Here is a 19,009-nt window from a genome sequence, read left to right on the forward strand (position 1 = left end):
TATGACGGGACAAAGGCGACCGACCGGGCGATCGCCTTTGTCAACAGACAAGCTTATGGCTTGATTTCTTCGTAGTTGCGCTGGAAATTATGGCCGTAAAAGATTTCGAACATCTCTTTTTGCAGTTTTTCCTGGATCTCTTCTTTTTGATCGTCCGATAAATTGCTTTCTTTTTCAAATAAGTAATTTTCCAGCTCGGTTTCCTTCAGCATCATCTTGGTGTGGAAAATATTTTCCTGATAGACGTTCACATCTATCATCTGATAGCTTTCCAGTGTGTCTTTCGCGATATAGTTCTGGATCGACGTGATATTGTGGTCGATATAGTGTTTTTTGCCGGAAATATCGCGGGTAAAGCCACGTACTTTATAGTCCATGATCACAATATCCGACTCGAAGCTGTGGATCAGGTAATTGAGCGCTTTCAACGGCGAGATCTGGCCGCAGGTTGCCACATCAATATCGGCGCGGAACGTACTGATGCCGTTGTCCGGGTGGCTTTCGGGATACGTGTGCACCGTGATATGGCTTTTGTCCAGATGAGCCAATACCGTGTCCGGCAACGGACCGGGTGACTGGCTGTTCATGCTGGGTGGTGGCGGGGCATCGCCTTCCGAGATCAGCATCGTTACACTGGCACCTTGCGGCTCATAGTCCTGATGGGCAATATTGAGGATTTGAGCACCAATGATTTCAGCGACGTCTTTAAGGATTTGCGTCAGTCTATCGGCATTATAGGCTTCATCAATATACTCAATATAAGCCTGCTGCTGTCCAGCGGGTGCATAACATACATCGTATATATTGAAACTTAGGGACTTCGTTAGATTGTTAAAGCCTTGTAATTGCAACTTTTTCAAAATCGTTAAACCTCGATAACTTCAAAATCATGGGTGATTTCCACCTCTGCCTTGCTCAGCATGATTGATGCGGAACAATATTTCTCTGCAGACAGCTTGACTGCCCGCTCGACTGCGGATGCCTTTAAACCACGGCCTTTTATAATGAAATGCATATGAATTTTGCTGAACACGCTAGGTATGGCATCGACCCGTTCGGCAGAAATTTCCGCCACGCAATCAATAATGTCATTTTTGCCTTTTTGCAAAATCTGCACCACATCAAATGATGAGCAACCGCCCACCCCCAGCAGGATCATTTCCATGGGCCGTATGCCCATATTGCGCCCGCCGTGATCGGGCGGACCATCCATTACTACAGCATGGCCACTGCCGCTTTCGCCGACGAACATGACTCCGTCAACCCATTTGACTGTCGCTTGCATTTTTTTCCCCGGTTAAAAAATGTGGCATAGGGTAGCATATAATATGCAATTGACAGAGCTTCAATGTTGATTTTTTTGTTAAAATCCTGCACTGTTATTAAGGGCGTACATATAACATGGATACTGAATGAGTTTATAATATGACACTAATTTCCCAAGAAAACTCCAATAAAAAGGCATTGGAGCAGTTTTTAAATCTTTGCCACAAAAAAAAGTATCAGGCTAAAGCTACCATTATCAGACCAGGAGATGCGGGGGACAGGCTTTATTATATAGTGGAAGGATCGGTCAGTGTCTGCGTGGAAGATGACGATGGACATGAACTGATTCTGGCATATCTCAACAAAAATGAATTTATAGGAGAGATTGGGGTTTTTAAGGGTGTAGAAACGAGGAAGGTCACTATTAAAACGCGTAGCGAGTGCCGCCTGGCCGAAATAGGCTATGATCGCTTTCGCCAGGCTTTAAAAAAAGAATTACTCGAGCATGCGCCTGATTTACTTTTCATGTTAGGCGAGCAATTATCAGGCCGGTTGCTAGTCGCCAATCGTAAATTTTGCGATTTAGCCTTCATGGATGTGGAAGGGCGGATAGCCCGAACTCTGCTGGATCTTTGCAAGGAGCCCGATGCGATTACGCATCCCGATGGCATGCAGTTACACATTACCCGCCAGGAGATTAGCCGTATCGTTGGTTGTTCAAGAGAGATGGCCGGACGCGTGTTAAAAGAACTGGAGGATAAAGGGCTGATTAGCGCGCACGGCAAAACGATTGTTGTGTTTGGTACGCGTTAAGGCGTAAAAAGCGCAAGGACGGCTTAGCGGGCCGCTCTTCGTCATCAGGTTACTTGTCCGCCATGGATGCCGCAACGCCTTTAAGCCTGATTTCAGCGGAGGGTTCTTCGGCTTGCCCCATGCTGTTCAAAAAGGCAAAAGTCACGGAAACCAGCGTTATGCCTTTATTAATCTGTATGGCGAAATGCAAATGGGGACCGGAAGTCAAACCGGTGTTGCCGGAATAACCGATCAATTGCCCGGCAGCTACTTTCAAGCCCGGATAGACCTGAGCTCTATCTTTTTCCAGATGGGCATAAATCGCCATGGAGCCATCATCGTGCAAAATCTTGATGCTATTGGTTTTTGAGCCATAGGTTTCGCCAATCCCACCTTTAAAAATCATTGTCGACTTCCATGGCCAATCCGGCTCTGGCCGCATAAACAGGCGTGCCTATCGGCATGGTGATATCTACAGCATATTTGTCCTGCTCATTGGTATGTCTGAAACTGCCGCCAAAAGCCCGGGAAATTTGAAACGAGGCATCAGGCGCAATCGGTGGCAAATAGCTTTCCATGGCCATGTATCGTGCTAAAGGGCTGCCGTTCGGCCTTCAACAGCCAGACCCGCTGCTTGCCACCTCCATCTGCCTGACAGTTACCTGTTGCCTGGTTTTTGGCGGCTCATCGGCAAGATGCCACGTACCTTACTCATCTTGAAATTTATAGAATTTTTTGCCTGCGGCATTAATTAAAATTAATGCTGACAGCATCAAAATAAATAATCGAAATCTCATTTTTTACTTGAGGTCAAAGCCTATTTTCTGTCCGTAAAAATTCTGTATCTTTGTAAGTTTAAAATTAGGTTTCATAGCTCAAGCACTGCCCCAACATTTACAATTAGAAATCTTTATTGGCCTAGAAATATTAATAATTATGTGTGCTTATGGCGGTTTTCTAATGTTAAAAATGTTGGGCATAACTAAGCAATACTACTGATTATTTTATTGATAAGATTCAGCTATGATAGTTACAGACAAGAATTCCCAACTGAATTCGGTTAAGTGCAAATTTAGCATAGATATAGTTAGTATTAGGTATAGATAGTTATGACTGAAATCAGAATATTATCTGAATTGGCATGTCGATTTTATTTTCGTATAAATTTGTTAATGATTCCCTGGCAACTAAATTAATTAGACTATAGCGAATTTAGAGTCTTGCAAGTGCCGGGTTCATGTATAAGCATCTCTTTTTTTGCGTTGTTATTTGAAACTTAGTAGTGAAGAATGAAAGACTTATTTGTCTTTTCCATAAGCGTCTGAACTAAAGATAGTGAAGTGGCTTTAACGAAACGTGAGATTAAATATGAATGCAAATCTTCAAATTTTGTTTATCAGTACGGATCATTATTATCGTGGCTTATTAAAAGGCTATTGCCATGCGCAGCAGTTTACTTTTCTTGAACTGGCTGATCCTATAACAATCAATAGGGATGTATTTAATACTTCTCTGGATTTGATTATTCTGGATATGAATTGGGCAGTCGATTCGTTGAAAAAAGACGACTGGCAAGTATTGCAAGGAATGAGCATTACTCGCCAGATACCGGTATGCGCATTAGGCAATAAAGACTATAGTGATGCATTTGACGGCAAACCAGACTCATGGATAGAGGCTTTTTTTGATGAGTCACTTATTGTTGAGCAACTGGATGGATATCTGCTGAAGAAATTCCTTCAGCATGCTCATGTGCATACCGAAAGAAGGGGGCAGGAAAGGCGTTCCACGATGGATCGAAGGGCTTCTCGTCGGGATAAAAATGATACCTCAGGACATCCGTTAGATCCGATGCAATACGAGTCGACGCCGAAAAATGGAAGTGGCGAACATGGCATAGTCGGTCCTTTTCAAATTGATCGACGTTTTAAAACCGTTTCTTTGTATGGGAAAAATATCGACCTTACCCGCAAGGAATTTGAATTGTTCGAACTGTTGTCCAGGGATGTTGATCGTGTGCTTATGGCCGAAGAAATTATTCAGCATCTCTGGCCCGGAAATAACCGTGCAACAAAGTCAGATCTTTATCAATACATGCACCTGTTGCGCAAGAAGATTGAAAAAGACCCTGATAACCCGCAGTGGATTCTGACTGTCAAGGGCTTCGGGTACAGGCTGGATGTGTCTACTGAACTAAAAGCCCCGGAAGAGAAATATGACAATTTGGTCGCATGGCCAGTCGTTGCTCCTGCGACCCAATAGGAAAAACCTGTTGAAAAGTAAAATTATACGAGCATAGCGTGTGCTACCGGTAAGATTATCCATTGGCAGCCTGAGTTCGGGATAAACATTAGCCTGTGATCGAGCATTATAATTGCTCGAGAGACAGGCTCGGCAACGAAATAGATTCATTAGCGCTGGCAAATGCGTTCAATCCGGCAAACGATCAATAGGCCGGGCTCCAACCAGAAGTCATCGATATAAAATTATCCGCTCTAAGAGTTTGTTCGACTTCTTATATGTTCCTATCTTCACGAAATAATCAATTTAATGCTTAGCAGTCTGTCCGCAAATTGAAGATGGTTGGCAATTTGAGGTCACAAAAGCTCCCCTGGGTTATATCGCCCTCAACACATAATCATAATAACGATAAAAGCGCTTATTCTAATTTGCACATAAGCATGGCGTTGTTTGCGCGCATGTCTTTTAGGTAACGAATAAAAATAAATTAGCCGTAAGATGAATAACAAATTTCGTTAGCCGCTCATTTTTAAGGCTAGTTGATTTTGCTCGATTTTTAAAACTATCGGGTGAATCCAAGACATTCGGTTTGCGCAAAAGTCCCTGTTTCCAGTATCAAAAACAACAATCATATCTTTTATGGGTTCTTAAGTATTTCTTCAGATTTTAAGCATTTTTTGAGAATGCTTCTATGGAAATTTAAGGTTAGCTTGACTGAAACTACAGTCGAGATTGAGCTGGTGACTTCGCCAATGCGGTATCCGGTTTTTCTGGCTGATCCAAGTGCATCAGAGAAAATCTGATGATCTTTTATCTCACATGGAGTTGTTTGTGAACCTACCCAATAAAAAAATCTTAACTGCAAGAAAAGTCTCTAATTGCTAGCATCTTGCTGATTTTTGACTCTATATTTTTAAGTATTTCTTTAGATTTAAGTGTTTTTTCATATTGGTTCTATGGAAATTTAAGGTTAGTTTGACTGAAACTACAGTCGAGATTGAGCTAGTGTCTTTGCCGATGCGGTATCAGGTCTTTCTAGCTTATCCACTACATCAGAAAAATCTGATGATCTTCTATCTCATACGGAGTAATGACATGAAACAATTCAATAAAAAAATCTTAACTGCAGGCATTCTGCTGGTTTTGGGCTCTGTTTCAAGCGCATGGGCAGACGCAGAAGGCGGTCTATTAGCTGTTGATGCCAGCAACAACAGCGATTATTCAACCAAAACTAAAGATAGCTATAACACTGCATACGTTGATAAATCTGATAACAGTTTCGTCGATAAATCCGATAACAGCTACACCGATAAATCCGATAATAGTTACACCGATAAATCCGATAATAGTTACACCGATAAATCTGTATACATCGAGAAGACCGATAAGAGTTACACCGATAAATCCGATAACAGCTACACCGATAAATCTGTATACATCGAAAAGACCGATAAGAGCAAAACTTTTGCTGACGCAGATGACGGCGCTCAAGCGGCTGTTGCTGGCAAGGATGCTTACAATACCAAAACCGAAGTTGAAGCAAAAGACGATGGTCTTGCGGTAAATACTGGCACATACGCTAACGTTACCCGTATCGATGTTAACGCAGACGACGGTGCAGTAGCAGTTTATGCCGGCAAAGACGTTAAGGTTAATCAATCACAGTTGGACGGTGAAGTTTCAGGCATAGGTGCAGGCGATTCAACTGCATTAGCCCTGCTTGGCACTCTTACAGGCGGCAACTTTGTAGCAGACTCATTCAATGGTTCAGCCGGTATTATGCAGAACCAACAAAACTATGCTGCCGGTGCGCTGCTTCAACAGCAAGTGTCCTTCCAAGGCAACGTAAACGTCGACACTAAATAATAAAGCAAGTTATACAAGCTGTAGCTTAACTTCAGCTGATGGAGTTTGCCGGTGAGTGAATGATTGCTCACCGGCTTTTTCTGACACAGTGAAAATAACGGAATCAGGAGAATATGATGGACACGATTTTAAAGGCTGGTTTGTTGACTCTCCTTGTCGTAATGGCCTCAAGCCAGGCAGCGATAGCTGATTCTGCTGAAGACAAGAATGGGCTAGTTTTTTCACAGACCGAAATCGCACTGTTGGATGAGCTGGATGATGAGCGTGGAAAGGAAGGCGTGGATTATATGACGCTCAACAACATGAATGTGCGAGCTACATTAAGCGGCGATGCCAATAATAACGTCACTGGTTTTAATATTATTGACCATGGTGCATTTACTGACGCCGCCGGCATGGTTTCGGTTATTCAAAATACAGGCAACAATGTTCTTATTCAGGATGCGACTATCGTGAATGTCACGATCATGCCTTAAGACTTTTTGTTGCGTAGGAAGCGGTATGAAACGGTTGATCATTATATGTGTTTTTTTTATGTTGCCCGCGCTGAGTAGTTATGCCGGTTCTATAGATTTTAACGGTATTGCTGGAGCCGGAAATTACAATATTCCGGTGAAAAGTTTTGTAGAACGCCGATTCAAGACTATCTACAAACAGCAGTATGATTTTAGCTGCGGCTCGGCAACTTTAGCGAGTTTATTGACCTACCATTATGACGATATTGTTGATGAGCAAAGCGTATTTAATGACATGTATAAAAACGGCAATCAGCAGTTGATACAGAAGAAGGGATTTTCGTTGTTGGATATGAAATTTTATCTGGAGAGACGGGGCTATCAGGCTGATGGGTACAAAATCAATTTGGACCAGTTGATTGCAGCCAAAGCCCCGGCAATTACCATCATCAACAATAAGGGCTACCTGCATTTTGTGATCATAAAAGGGCTCAATGAGCAGGATGTTCTGGTTGGAGATCCTGCCGTAGGCTTGAAAACGATCCCTCGGGATGAGTTTGAGGAAATGTGGGGTAAGCGTATTCTCTTTTTAATCCGTAATAAACAGAGTGAGGATGCGCATTTTCAGGATCAGGAAGAATGGGCGCTTCGAAGTAAGGTGCCATTGGGTACGGCTGTCGATCGATCCAGTTTAGGGGAGTTCAATCTGTTGCAGCCGGGACGTTGGGACTTTTAACGACTTGTTTAGGAGTATTTGATGAAAGGCTATCTATTAAATCTTTGCCGAAAACTCCCGTATGTTGCAGTTTGGCTATTGGTTGGCTTCACTTATCAAGCTCTAGCGGATGATTTATCAACGGAGGCGGACAACTCTCCTGGTAATTGGGAGGTTGCATCGAATGCTGATCTGGCGCAACTGCGCGGCGGCTTCGCTTTGCCAAATGGCATGACCATTGATTTTAGTATGGAAAAAACAATTTATTTGAATGGCGTGGAAACTGTTTCCTCTACTTTTAAATTACCGAATAATGCGACATTTTTTCAGAACGGTTCACAAAACATAGCATCAGAGTGGGCTGGTTCAGGGTTGAGTTCTGTGATTCAGAATAATCTGGACAATCAGGCCATCAAGACTCTTACTACAATTAACATCGATTTAGGGAATTTGAGAAATCTCAGCCAGGCTATCGCCGCAAATACTTTTCGTAATTTTGTGCAGCCTACTTTTCAGTAATTGCACGGCGCTGAGTTTAATTTACTGAGTATGTATATTAAAGATCGCGCACGAAATAACTTCAGCATTATATCTCCTTAACCCAATTCCTCAGCAATGGCTCCCTGCATCGCCTAAAGCGCCTGCTTTTGGCGCTCTACTGCCTGCTTCCTTGTGGGCATCCCGACGGAAGAAGGGGGCAATATATCGAAGTTATTTTGTGGTTATTCCTAAGGAATTGAAATTTTCATATTAATCCTTGCCCAGTCGGAAAATTTTCCTTATGAGAGCGAATTAACTCTAGTTATCACGAGCTAATAAGTAGTTTTACTTAGGTAATGCCACTTATTGTTCGGAAAACGGTAATGAAATATAAAAGTGGAAAATAAAGTTTTTTATAACAATAACTACTAATTGCCGGATTTCAGAATTCGCATAATGTTTTATATATAAACGTTAAGGCAGATCTCCAAAGGAACTCATTCCAGCCGTAGTTAAGTCAAGCAGTTCTTCTATATTAACTACCCATTGCAGCTTCATTGTGCTTGAAGTGGTTAGAAGTGCATTAAATCATGGAAGAGCTGTTATTTATTCTTATCAGTAAAAAAATGGAAATAAAATAAATGAAGCTAGATAAAGTTGGGGGTGTCGGGCTTTCTCTCGTGGGGGTTCTTAACGGATTTATTATCAGCTCATGCGTGCTGTCCAGCAGCGAGGCTTTTGCCAAAACCATAGAGCAACAGGAAAGCTCCATTGAGCAATACCGGAAACTCTTTTTAGAACAACAAAAAGAATTCGAGAAACAGCGGCGCATCATTGCTGAGCAGGGTAAAGAACTCCAGATACTAAAGGCGCGTATTGATTCTTTGTCAAGATCAGGTCCGACAGCTGAAATTAAGCCAGCGCCAGTCAATAAGGCATCCAGGCCGCCTATAGTGACAGCCGTCGCGCAAAGAAATAATGGAATGCCCAATCCGCTCCCCGCGAAGCCCGTTGGTGAGGCGCCTCCGCAAACAAAAGAAAAGGCAAGGCCGCCGGAGATACCCCGTTTGAGTGAGACTGTCGGTGGCGTATTAACTAGAAAAGGGAATTTCGTTTTCGAGCCTTCATTGGATTATTCTTATATCGATAACAACCGGGTTTTTCTCGATGCATTCACCTTCATTCCCGCCATTGCTGTTGGACTTATCGATATTCGACAAATTAAACGCCATAATTTTATCGGTAGTTTGGGCGCTCGATATGGAGTCACGGATCGCCTTGAGCTGGAGTTCAAAGCACCTTATGTCTACCGCGAAGATACTCAGCGTTCACGTGCAGTCAGTATTGGCGCGGGCGTTGATGAAACTTTTAATGCTTCCGGTAATGACATAGGCGATCTGGAATTTGCTGCCCGCTATCAGCTTAGCGGAGGCTCTGGCGGCTGGCCGATTCTTGTCGGCAATGTGGTGGCAACGGTACCGACTGGAAAAAGTCCGTTTGATGTGGAATATGCGTTGGCTCAAGGCGTGCCGGGAGCACAATTTCCAACCGAATTGCCGACAGGCACAGGTTATTTCAGCTTCCAACCTAGTATTACGGCATTATATCCAACCGATCCGGCCGTCTTTTTCGGCAATCTTAGTTACAATTATAATGCCGAAACGAATGAGAATGTTGGGGACTTTGACCCAGGCGATGCGATCGGTTTGAGCTTCGGCATGGGGTTTGGCTTGAATGAGCGATCATCTTTCAGCTTGGGTTACTCGCATAAACATGTTTTCAAATCTGAACTTGATGGTTTTGAGATGGATGACAGCGAACTGGATATAGGTCAATTATTGGTTGGTTATTCTTTCAAGTACTCACCCAAAACGACTCTTAACCTGTCACTCGGGATAGGCACGACAGACGACGCGCAGGATGTTAAGCTCAATGTCAGAGTGCCGATGACTTTTGATTTTCTTTCATCAGGCTCATAGTCCCGTTATTTCTGACGCGAAATCAAGCAGGCTTAGCGTCATCTTAAAAGCAAGAGACTAAGAGAGGTTATTCTCCGGTGCGCCGCATGACAGGCGCATTGGTTGAAGATGCCGATAACGTTTCTTTCAAGCCAGGCAACTTCCTTAATTCACTGGCAATCATAGTCATGCTTTGCATGTGTTTTGAATATTTTTCAGGACATTTCAGTCAAATACATCTTCTGCATCCGTCCACGGATTGGTTATCATGTGGTTTTTCCAGGTCTGTGGGTCGAGCATGTCGTTTATCAATAATCTTGAATCTGAACTTGAAGCATTACCCGAAGCGCTAAAAGCTAACGTAAAGTCATCCCTGAAGGCATGGTGCGAACGGCTTTCCGAGCTGGATTTAAGCTTTAAGGCAACGCCGGAATTCATGGGGTCGTTGGTCAAGGTCTGGAACTCGAGTTGTTTTATCGCGGAAAGCTGTACGCGCTGCCCGGAAATCATCATCGACCTGGTGAATTCCGGAGACTTGTTCATCGCCTATGACGAGAAGGGCTACCATAGCCGAATGGCAGCGCTGGCGGTTGATTCCGAAGCCTCGTTGATGTCTGAATTGCGCCGTTTCCGGCAGCGGGAAATGGTCAGAATTGCTTGGCGCGATTTGGCTGGATGGGCCGATCTGAATGAAACGCTGCTTGAATTGTCGTTCCTGGCCGATTCCTGTATTCAATATGCGCTGGATTTTCTTTATCAGAAAGCCTGCGATTTGCGCGGCACGCCTGTGCTGGCTGATGGCAGTCCGCAGCAATTGATCGTGCTGGGCATGGGCAAGCTGGGCGCTTACGAACTGAATTATTCCTCCGATATCGACCTGATTTTCGCCTATGCCGAAGACGGCGTCCTGGCGGACCGAAAAGAGACCACCTACGGCGAGTTCTTTGCCCGTCTGTGCCGGAGTTTGATCAAGGTGCTCGATGAAATGACTGTGAACGGCTTTGTATTCAGGACGGATATCCGGTTAAGGCCCTATGGCGACAGCGGTCCCGTCATTATGAATTTCGATGGCATGGAGAACTATTATCAGACCCAGGCCCGGGAATGGGAGCGCTACGCCATGATCAAAGTCCGTCAGGTCGCTGGCGACTTTAAAACCGGCGCGCAACTGATCGCCATGCTGAAGCCGTTCGTATACCGGCGTTATCTCGATTACGGCGCTTTCGGGGAATTGCGCTCGTTAAAGCTGCAGATTATGCAGGAGCTAAAACGCAAGGATCGCATGGAAAATATCAAGCTGGGTCCGGGCGGCATACGCGAAATAGAATTCATTGGCCAGGCTTTTCAGTTGATTCGCGGCGGCAATGAGCGGTCGCTGCAAAAGCGCGGCATTCTGGACGTTCTGCAGCGGCTCGGCGAACTGGAACTGCTGACAAAAAAGGATGCCGAGCAATTAACGGAATCCTACCGCTTTCTGCGCCGGGTGGAAAACCATATCCAAGAGTACCAGGACCGGCAAACGCATGATTTGCCTGTCTATCCGGTTGTGCGGGAAATATTGGCCTATTCGCTGGATTATCCCGACTGGCCCACTTTTAAGGCCGAGCTGGATCAAGTCAGAACTCAGGTGCATTGCGTGTTTGAGCTGGTCTTCTCGCTGTCGAAACAGTCTGATGTCAACAGTCACAGTCAGAAAATCTGGAACTGTACCTCCGATGATGCTGAATTGGCGGCCAGTTTGAAAGCGTACGGTTTTGAACGGACCGAAGAGATACTGGTTGCCATCAAGGCATTTAAAAATTCGCTGGCCGTCAGAAAACTGACCGCCAAGGGCGCCAGCGTCCTTGATCGCTTGATGCCGCAATTGATAGAAGCCATGCTGCGGGTCGATAACCCCGATGAAACCTTAAAGCGCATTCTTAAGTTATTTGAAGCTGTTGCCGGTAGAACTGTTTATTTGTCGCTACTGGCTGAAAATCCGGGTGCGTTGTCTCAATTGGTTCGTCTGTCATCAGCCAGCCCCTGGATCTGCGATTATCTGGCGCTTTATCCGATTTTATTTGATGAGTTGCTTGATACACACTCGTTATTTGAGCCGCTGAAAAAAGCCGATCTTGATGCACAATTGAAGGTTCTGCTGGCGCAAATCGAGATTCAGGACCTGGAACAGTTGATGATCGTGCTGCGGCAATTCAAGCAGCTGAATGTGCTCAGAGTCGCAGCGGCCGATATCATGGGCGTTATTCCGCTGATGGTGGTCAGCGATTATCTGACCTATATCGCCGAAAGCATCGTCGAGCATGTTGTCGAGCGCGCCTGGCTGATGCTGACCGAAAAACATGGCTATCCTCCCTGCAGCAATAACGAGGCGATCGGCTTTGCCGTGCTCGGTTTCGGGAAACTGGGCGGTATTGAGCTTGGTTATGGCTCCGATCTGGACATGGTGTTCTTGTATGATTGCGAAGACGGCAATGCTCTGACCGAAGGTCCGAAGCCGATTCCATGCACGCAGTTTTACGGACGCCTGGGGCTGAAAGTCCGGCACATACTCGATACCAAACTGTTGTCGGGTGTGCTTTACGAGGTTGATATGCGCCTGCGGCCCAGCGGTAATTCCGGGCTTCTGGTCAGTCACATTAATGCTTATGAAGATTATTTAAGAAACCAGGCCTGGACCTGGGAGCATCAGGCGTTGGTCAGAGGGCGCTTCATAGCCGGCGACCTGCGGCTGAAAGAGCACTATGAAGCCATCAGGCGCCGAATCCTGAGTCTGCCGCGCGATTCCGATCTGCTGAAAAAGGAAGTTCGCGAAATGCGCGAAAAGATGCGCGCCGCACTGGTTTCGGCCGAAGCGGACAAGTTTGACTTAAAACAAAGCAAAGGCGGTATTGCGGATATTGAGTTTATAGTACAATTCGGCGTTTTAGATCAGGCGTCGAAAAACGTCGCATTGACTACCTATACTGATAATGTCAGGCTGCTGGACGGTTTGCAGGCACAGGGTTTTATATCTGAAGGCCAGGCGGAAACGCTTAAAGCCATCTACTGCGCATATCGTGATTATGGTCATAAACTGGTTTTACAGGGCGATCGTGCCGTTATCGATGAAACTGAAATTGCCGGAATGAAGGCTCAGGTCGAACAGATATGGCACGATTTTATGGAATAAGACTTAAGCAATTACAAACACTAAATGGTGGAGAATAAACAATGACGATGGACGATAGAGACGGCGTTATTTGGCTGGATGGGCAATGGGTTGAATGGCGGGAAGCTAAAGTCCATGTGTTGACGCATACCTTGCATTACGGCTTGGGCGTATTTGAAGGGCTGAGAGCCTATCAGACGGAAAAAGGCACGGCGATATTCAGAATGGCGGAGCATACGGATCGTTTATTCCGTTCGGCGCATGTCATGAACATGAAAATGCCTTATAGCAAGGATGAACTTAATCAGGCGCACCGCGATGCGGTTGCCAAAAACAATCTGGACAGCGCTTATATCCGCAGCATGTGCTTTTTCGGCTCGGAAGGCATGGGACTTCGGGCCGATAACCTGAAAGTCCATGTCATGGTCGCGGCCTGGTCGTGGGGCGCCTATCTGGGCGCGGAGAGTATAGAAAAAGGCATCCGCATCCGCACGTCTTCCTATGCCAAAAACCATATCAACAGCACCATGTGCAAAGCCAAAGCCAACGGCAATTACATCAATTCCATTCTGGCACTGCAGGAAGCGCTGGCTACCGGCTATGATGAAGCTTTGCTGCTGGACCATGAAGGCTATGCGGCCGAAGGCAGCGCCGAAAACCTGTTCATCGTGCGCAACGGCAAGATCTATACACCGGAAACCACCTCGGCGCTGGAAGGCATTACCCGCGATACGATCATCACGATCGCCAGGGAACAAGGCCTGGAGCTGATCGAAAAACGCATTACCCGCGATGAAATCTATGTGGCCGATGAAGCTTTCTTTACCGGTTCGGCCGCCGAAGTCACGCCGATCAGGGAACTGGACGGACGGATTATCGGTGGCGGTAGCCGCGGTCCGATTACAGAGAAACTCCAGTCTCTGTATTTTGACTATGTACACGGTCGCCGGGATGATCATGCCGAGTGGTTGACCCCCGTTGCTTGAAAATAGTGCTTTGAAAATCCTGGTCGTCGGCCCGTCATGGGTCGGCGACATGGTCATGGCGCAAAGCCTGTTTATCACACTGAAACAGGCTGACCCGCACTGTCAAATCGATGTGCTGGCGCCAGCCTGGACATTTTCACTGCTGGACCGCATGCCTGAAGTGACAACAGCCATTGCCATGCCGCTGAAACGCGGGCAATTCGGCTTAATGAAGCGCATACAGTTGGGCAGACAGTTGCGTTCAGCGGGTTATGATCAAACTATTCTTTTGCCCAATGCCTGGAAGTCGGCTTTGATCCCTTTCTTTGCCGACATCCCCGTGCGCACCGGTTATATTGGAGAATGCCGCTGGGGATTGCTCAATGATACCCGCAAACTCGATAAAAAATTGCTGACCATGACTGTTCAGCGGTTTGTGGCGCTGGGTCTGCCGAAAACGGCGCCCTTGCCGCCCGCGTATCCGGTGCCGCGCATCACGATTGAACCGGATAGGCAGCAGCGCGTTATCGAAAAATTCAACTTGGTGCCGTCGGGAAAAGTCCTGGCTTTGTGCCCCGGCGCCGAATACGGTCCTGCCAAGCGCTGGCCGGCCGGTTATTATGCCGAAGTAGCACGGCAAAAAATCGCTCAAGGCTGGCAGGTTTGGCTGTTCGGTTCCGACAAGGACAAAGACGCTGCGGAAACTATCAATCACGAAACCGGGCGATTATGCAGTGATTTCAGCGGGCGTACGTCGCTGGCGGAAGCGGTCGACTTGCTGTCGCTGGCCAATACTGTCGTGACTAATGATTCTGGCCTGATGCATGTGGCCGCCGCGCTCGACAAGAAAATAATCGCACTATACGGCTCCTCGGACCCCGGCTTTACGCCGCCGCTTAATGAAAAAGCACGGGTCATCTCATTGAATCTCGACTGCGCGCCCTGCTTCAAGCGCGATTGTCCGTTGGGGCATATGCGCTGTCTGACTGAAATCCGGCCCGATCAGGTGCTTGATTTGATTGCAGCGGACTGAGCAGGCCGGACTGTGAGAATTGCCATTGTCAAACTGTCCGCGCTGGGTGATATCGTGCATGCCATGGTAGCGCTGCAATTCATCAAGGCCGCCTTGCCTGACAGCCGGATAGACTGGATTGTGGAAGAGCGCTTTGCCGGCATATTGAAGGATAATCCCGATCTCGACAATGTTCTGACGGTCAATCTGAAATCGTTAAAAATCAACAAGATGGCCGTTTTTAAGCAGCTTGAAGTAATTCGTGGTTATGCTGGAAATAATTACGATCTGGTCATTGACGCGCAGGGGCTGATCAAATCGGCGGTCACGGCCAGGCTCCTGGGCAAACGCATCGCCGGCTTCGATGCTGATTCGATCAGGGAAAAAGCCGCCTCTTGGCTTTATGATGTTAAAGTAGCCTGCGCCTACGATGGCAATACCATCGACAGGAATGCAGCGGTGCTGTCGGAACCCTTAGGCATCCGCATCGGCAGGGAACAAATCCTTGCCAAAAAACCGTTTTTGTTTTTCAGCCACGAAGATCAAAGCATCTATAATTACTTGCGGCAAGACCGGCTCAATATCGTGCTGGTCATCGGCTCAACCTGGGAAAGCCGAAACTATCCGGCCGACAAATTTGTAAAGATAGCCGAGGCGATGCGGCAGAACTGCCTTGTGATCTGGGGCAGTGAGCAGGAGAAACATATCGCCGATTCGATGGCCGCGCAGTCGCGTTATATCAGCGTCATGCCGAAGCTGGATTTGAACAGTCTCAAAGCATTGATAGCCAAGGCCGACCTGTTGATCGGCAATGATACAGGCCCGACGCATATGGCCTGGGCCTTGAACAGGCCATCCATCACGGTTTTCGGTCCGACGCCGGTCAGCCGGGTTTATCAGACCGATATTAACAAGGTGGTCAAATCGGCATCAGTAGTTAATCCTTATAAACTGAACAAACAGGATTATTCGATCAGGGAGATCAGCGAGCATGAGATTATCAGTCAGGCCAGAGCTATATTGAGCCTGTGAGTCAGGCACAGAAATACTAGTTTAAATGTGGAACTAAAGGTTGAAAACCGGGTCACAATTGGTTTATAAGAAAACCTATCAGAGGGGCTAGGTTTAGTTAATAGCAAGGCTTTATTCTCGCAGAAACGGGCGGGATAGCCGGCACATGGATTTTATATGACAGAGCAAGCAACCGCATACCATGATTTATTGAAAACATTACAGGCCAGGGAAAAATTGTCGGCCGCGGAGCTGAACAAAGTTGAGCGGATAAAAAAAACGGCAATCTCGGAAAATCTCCCGCAACTGCTGGTTAAGTTGGGCTTGTGTTCGGAACTGGATGTAGCTGATGCCTTTGTCGAATCAGGTCGGTTCGAGAAGGTTATGGCCGATCAATATCCGCTAGAGATGCAATTGCCCGAAAGCATCTCTTTGCGGTTTTTAAAGCAGAACCACGTGATCGGCATTGCTAACAGCGACGACACGATCACCGTTACCATGATGGATCCTGAAGACCGGTTTGTGATTGATGCACTGAAGCTGGCGACCGGCAAAGATGTTATCCCCAAGGTAGGCCTGCTGTCGGAAATCGATGCAGCGCTTGAAATCCAATACGGCGAAGGCCGGTCGCAGATGGACAGGATTGTCGATAACCTCCAGTTCGAGGAGGCCGGCGAGGAGGATCTGGAGCATTTGAAAGACCTGGCCAGTGAAGCGCCGGTCATCAAAATGGTCAACCTGATCATGCAGCGCGCCATCGAAATGCGCGCGTCGGATATACATATCGAACCGTTCGAGCAAACTCTGAAAGTCAGACTGCGCATTGACGGTGTGCTGCAGGACATCAATGCGCCGCCCGTAAAATCGACAGCCGCCGTCATTTCACGTATCAAGATCATGGCCAAGCTGAACATTGCCGAACGCCGACTGCCTCAGGATGGGCGCATCAAAGTGCAAATGCTCGGCAAGGAGCTGGACCTGCGGGTATCGACGATACCGACTATGTACGGCGAAAGCGTCGTGATCCGTTTGCTCGACAAGGAAAGCACTGTGTTCGATTTCGAGTCACTGGGCTTTTCCGGGCACCATTCTCAACAGTTTATCGATGTTCTGGCGCAGCCGCACGGCATTATCCTGATTACCGGTCCGACCGGTAGCGGTAAATCGACCTCGTTGTATGCAGCTTTAAAGTTGCTGAATACGTCCGAGCGCAAGATCATTACAGTCGAAGACCCGGTGGAATATCAGTTGGAGGGCATCAACCAGATTCAGGCCAAACCGCAGATCGGCCTGACTTTCGCCTCGGCGTTGCGTTCCATCGTCCGGCAGGACCCCGATGTCATCATGATCGGCGAGATGCGTGACCTGGAGACGGCGAAAATCGCCGTGCAATCGGCGCTGACCGGGCATTTGGTGTTGTCGACCTTGCACACTAACGATGCCGCCGGCGGTATAACGCGCTTGCTGGATATGGGGCTGGAGGAATATTTGCTCAGTTCCACCGTGAACGGCATATTGGCGCAACGGCTGGTCAGAAAGCTGTGCCCCGAATGTAAGGAACCTTATGTCGCGTCGCCTCTTGTTGTCGAGGACAAGCATTTGCGGCGTTTCGTGCCTGAAGGCGATATCGTTTTGTACAAACCGGTAGGCTGTTCGGCCTGCGGCGGGCTTGGTTATCGCGGGCGTCTGGCCATTATCGAATTTCTGCTGATGACCGATCCGATCCGTAAAATGATCATGGCGCATGAAGAGGCCGGTGCCATTCAGAAACTGGCCATCGAACAAGGCATGGTCACGATGAGCGATGACGGATTGCAAAAGGCCGTACAAGGCATCACGACTCTGGCGGAAGTGATGCGCGTAACAACGGAAGGCTGATATGGCTTTATTTTCTTATAAAGCAATCAACAGCCTTGGCGAGACTGAGGAAGGTGTTCGCGATGCCGCTGACGAACAGGGCCTGATTGCGGCCCTGCAATCGGAAGGTTACATACCGATCCGCGTGGCGCCGGCCACCGCCAGGTCGTTTCTCGGATTCAGTCTGGGCGCCAAACAGTCGCGCCTGTCTCAAAAAGAGATCGGCTTGTTGACCGGAGAACTGGCGACCTTGCTGGAATCCGGTTTGCCGCTGGACCGGTCGCTGTCGGTATTGATGGACTTGACGGCTGACAACGAGCGCCTGAGCAAACTGATAGGACGGGTCCTGGAAAGAGTGAAAGGCGGTTCTTCCCTGGCCGATGCGCTGGAGAAGCAGGCTGGGGTCTTCAGCAAGTTCTATATCAATATGATTCGCGCCGGCGAGGCGGGCGGCAGCCTGGGTGAAGTGTTGACGCGATTGTCGGATTATCTGGAGCGCTCGCGCGAATTGAAGGATACGATCAGCACCGCGTTGATCTATCCGGTAATATTGTTGGTGATGTCATTGGCGTCGTTGTTCGTGATGCTGACGTTCGTCGTGCCGCAATTTACCGAGATGTTTGAAAGCGCCGGCAAGGATTTGCCGGTTCCGACCCAGATCGTGGTCGGTCTGGCGGAGTGGCTGCAAAGCTACTGGTGGATGCTGGCGCTCATTGTTGTTGTCGTGTACGGCTATATGAATTTTCAACTGGCCGATCCTGTTACCAAAAAAACATGGGACAGGCGCTTTCTGGCCATGCCTCTATTTGGCAGTATTATCCTGAATAAGGAAACTGCCAACATCAGCCGTACTTTGGGAACTTTATTAGGCAATGGTGTTTCAATACTGACTGCTTTGGCGATAGCGCGTGAAACCGTCGATAACCTGGCTTTGGCTGAGGTTTGCGCCGATGCCGAGGAACAGTTAAAGCAGGGCAGGAATATGTCCGACGCTTTGATGGAAAAAGGCGTATTGCCCAAAATGGCCATGCAGATGATAAAAATGGGCGAAGAAACAGGGCGTCTGGAAGAAATGCTCCTGCGTGTGGCAACTATCTATGATAAACAGCTTAGAATAGCGATACAGCGTATGCTGGCATTGCTTGAGCCAGCTTTGATAATCACCTTGGGCGTTATGATCGCGGGTATTATCGTGTCGATTCTGCTGGCTATTTTGAGTGTTAATGATTTAGCTTTTTAATGG

General features: G+C 47.3%; 17 protein-coding genes. 13 read left to right on the forward strand and 4 right to left on the reverse strand.

All coding sequences use genetic code 11. The annotated features are described in order from the left end of the window. Positions 1–53: 53 nt before the first annotated feature. A complete protein-coding gene (gene speD / locus METLU_RS0115415) occupies positions 54–860 on the reverse strand; it encodes an adenosylmethionine decarboxylase (RefSeq protein ID WP_027159000.1) in 807 nt (268 codons plus the stop codon). Positions 861–865: 5 nt separating this feature from the next. Next, positions 866–1,285: an OsmC family protein gene (locus METLU_RS0115420; RefSeq protein WP_027159001.1), complete on the reverse strand. Its 420-nt coding sequence runs from the start codon at positions 1,283–1,285 to the stop codon at positions 866–868. 140 nt (positions 1,286–1,425) lie between these two features. Between METLU_RS0115420 and crp the strand changes: the two genes are divergently transcribed. Beyond that, positions 1,426–2,079, forward strand: a complete 654-nt coding sequence (gene crp, locus METLU_RS0115425) for a cAMP-activated global transcriptional regulator CRP (protein ID WP_027159002.1) — start codon at positions 1,426–1,428, stop codon at positions 2,077–2,079. Positions 2,080–2,128: 49 nt separating this feature from the next. Here crp and METLU_RS28720 read toward each other — a convergent pair whose 3' ends face one another. Then, positions 2,129–2,464: a M23 family metallopeptidase gene (locus tag METLU_RS28720; protein ID WP_027159003.1), complete on the reverse strand. Its 336-nt coding sequence runs from the start codon at positions 2,462–2,464 to the stop codon at positions 2,129–2,131. Further along, positions 2,454–2,636 carry a M23 family metallopeptidase gene (locus METLU_RS28725; protein ID WP_231383625.1) on the reverse strand — a complete coding sequence of 61 codons (183 nt, stop codon included), beginning with the start codon at positions 2,634–2,636 and terminating at the stop codon, positions 2,454–2,456. The genes METLU_RS28720 and METLU_RS28725 overlap by 11 nt, the downstream gene beginning before the upstream one ends. Before the next feature lie 790 nt (positions 2,637–3,426). Between METLU_RS28725 and METLU_RS25550 the strand changes: the two genes are divergently transcribed. The 12 genes from METLU_RS25550 to METLU_RS0115495 all read left to right on the forward strand — a co-directional run bounded on the left by METLU_RS25550 (position 3,427) and on the right by METLU_RS0115495 (position 19,006). Beyond that, positions 3,427–4,320, forward strand: coding sequence for a winged helix-turn-helix domain-containing protein (locus METLU_RS25550; RefSeq protein WP_051299938.1), 894 nt, complete (start codon positions 3,427–3,429; stop codon positions 4,318–4,320). A gap of 1,074 nt (positions 4,321–5,394) precedes the next feature. After that, positions 5,395–6,165 carry a hypothetical protein gene (locus METLU_RS0115445; protein ID WP_027159005.1) on the forward strand — a complete coding sequence of 257 codons (771 nt, stop codon included), beginning with the start codon at positions 5,395–5,397 and terminating at the stop codon, positions 6,163–6,165. Positions 6,166–6,278: 113 nt separating this feature from the next. Next, a complete protein-coding gene (locus METLU_RS0115450; protein WP_231383626.1) occupies positions 6,279–6,641 on the forward strand; it encodes a hypothetical protein in 363 nt (120 codons plus the stop codon). Between the two features lie 25 nt (positions 6,642–6,666). Continuing rightward, positions 6,667–7,356 carry a C39 family peptidase gene (locus METLU_RS0115455; protein ID WP_027159007.1) on the forward strand — a complete coding sequence of 230 codons (690 nt, stop codon included), beginning with the start codon at positions 6,667–6,669 and terminating at the stop codon, positions 7,354–7,356. 21 nt (positions 7,357–7,377) lie between these two features. Then, complete coding sequence (locus METLU_RS25555; protein WP_051299939.1) at positions 7,378–7,854, forward strand: hypothetical protein; 477 nt, start codon at positions 7,378–7,380, stop codon at positions 7,852–7,854. Between the two features lie 602 nt (positions 7,855–8,456). Further along, entirely contained in the window at positions 8,457–9,794 is a 1,338-nt protein-coding gene (locus METLU_RS0115465; protein ID WP_027159008.1) for a hypothetical protein, read from the forward strand. Between the two features lie 277 nt (positions 9,795–10,071). Further along, on the forward strand, positions 10,072–12,942 hold the full coding sequence (gene glnE, locus METLU_RS0115470; protein ID WP_027159009.1) for a bifunctional [glutamate--ammonia ligase]-adenylyl-L-tyrosine phosphorylase/[glutamate--ammonia-ligase] adenylyltransferase: 2,871 nt from the start codon (positions 10,072–10,074) through the stop codon (positions 12,940–12,942). Positions 12,943–12,983: 41 nt separating this feature from the next. Next, complete coding sequence (locus METLU_RS0115475; protein WP_027159010.1) at positions 12,984–13,907, forward strand: branched-chain amino acid transaminase; 924 nt, start codon at positions 12,984–12,986, stop codon at positions 13,905–13,907. Next, the gene (gene waaF, locus METLU_RS0115480) at positions 13,900–14,919 is read left to right on the forward strand and encodes a lipopolysaccharide heptosyltransferase II (protein ID WP_081679117.1); all 1,020 of its coding nucleotides are present in this window, start codon (positions 13,900–13,902) and stop codon (positions 14,917–14,919) included. The genes METLU_RS0115475 and waaF overlap by 8 nt, the downstream gene beginning before the upstream one ends. Before the next feature lie 12 nt (positions 14,920–14,931). Beyond that, positions 14,932–15,930, forward strand: coding sequence for a lipopolysaccharide heptosyltransferase I (waaC, locus tag METLU_RS0115485; RefSeq protein ID WP_027159012.1), 999 nt, complete (start codon positions 14,932–14,934; stop codon positions 15,928–15,930). A 156-nt stretch (positions 15,931–16,086) separates the two neighbouring features. Then, positions 16,087–17,787, forward strand: coding sequence for a type II secretion system ATPase GspE (gene gspE, locus METLU_RS0115490; protein WP_027159013.1), 1,701 nt, complete (start codon positions 16,087–16,089; stop codon positions 17,785–17,787). A gap of 1 nt (position 17,788) precedes the next feature. After that, positions 17,789–19,006, forward strand: a complete 1,218-nt coding sequence (locus METLU_RS0115495; protein WP_027159014.1) for a type II secretion system F family protein — start codon at positions 17,789–17,791, stop codon at positions 19,004–19,006. The last annotated feature ends 3 nt before the right edge of the window (positions 19,007–19,009 follow it).

This window comes from Methylobacter luteus IMV-B-3098, from assembly GCF_000427625.1.
Lineage (GTDB): Bacteria > Pseudomonadota > Gammaproteobacteria > Methylococcales > Methylomonadaceae > Methylobacter > Methylobacter luteus.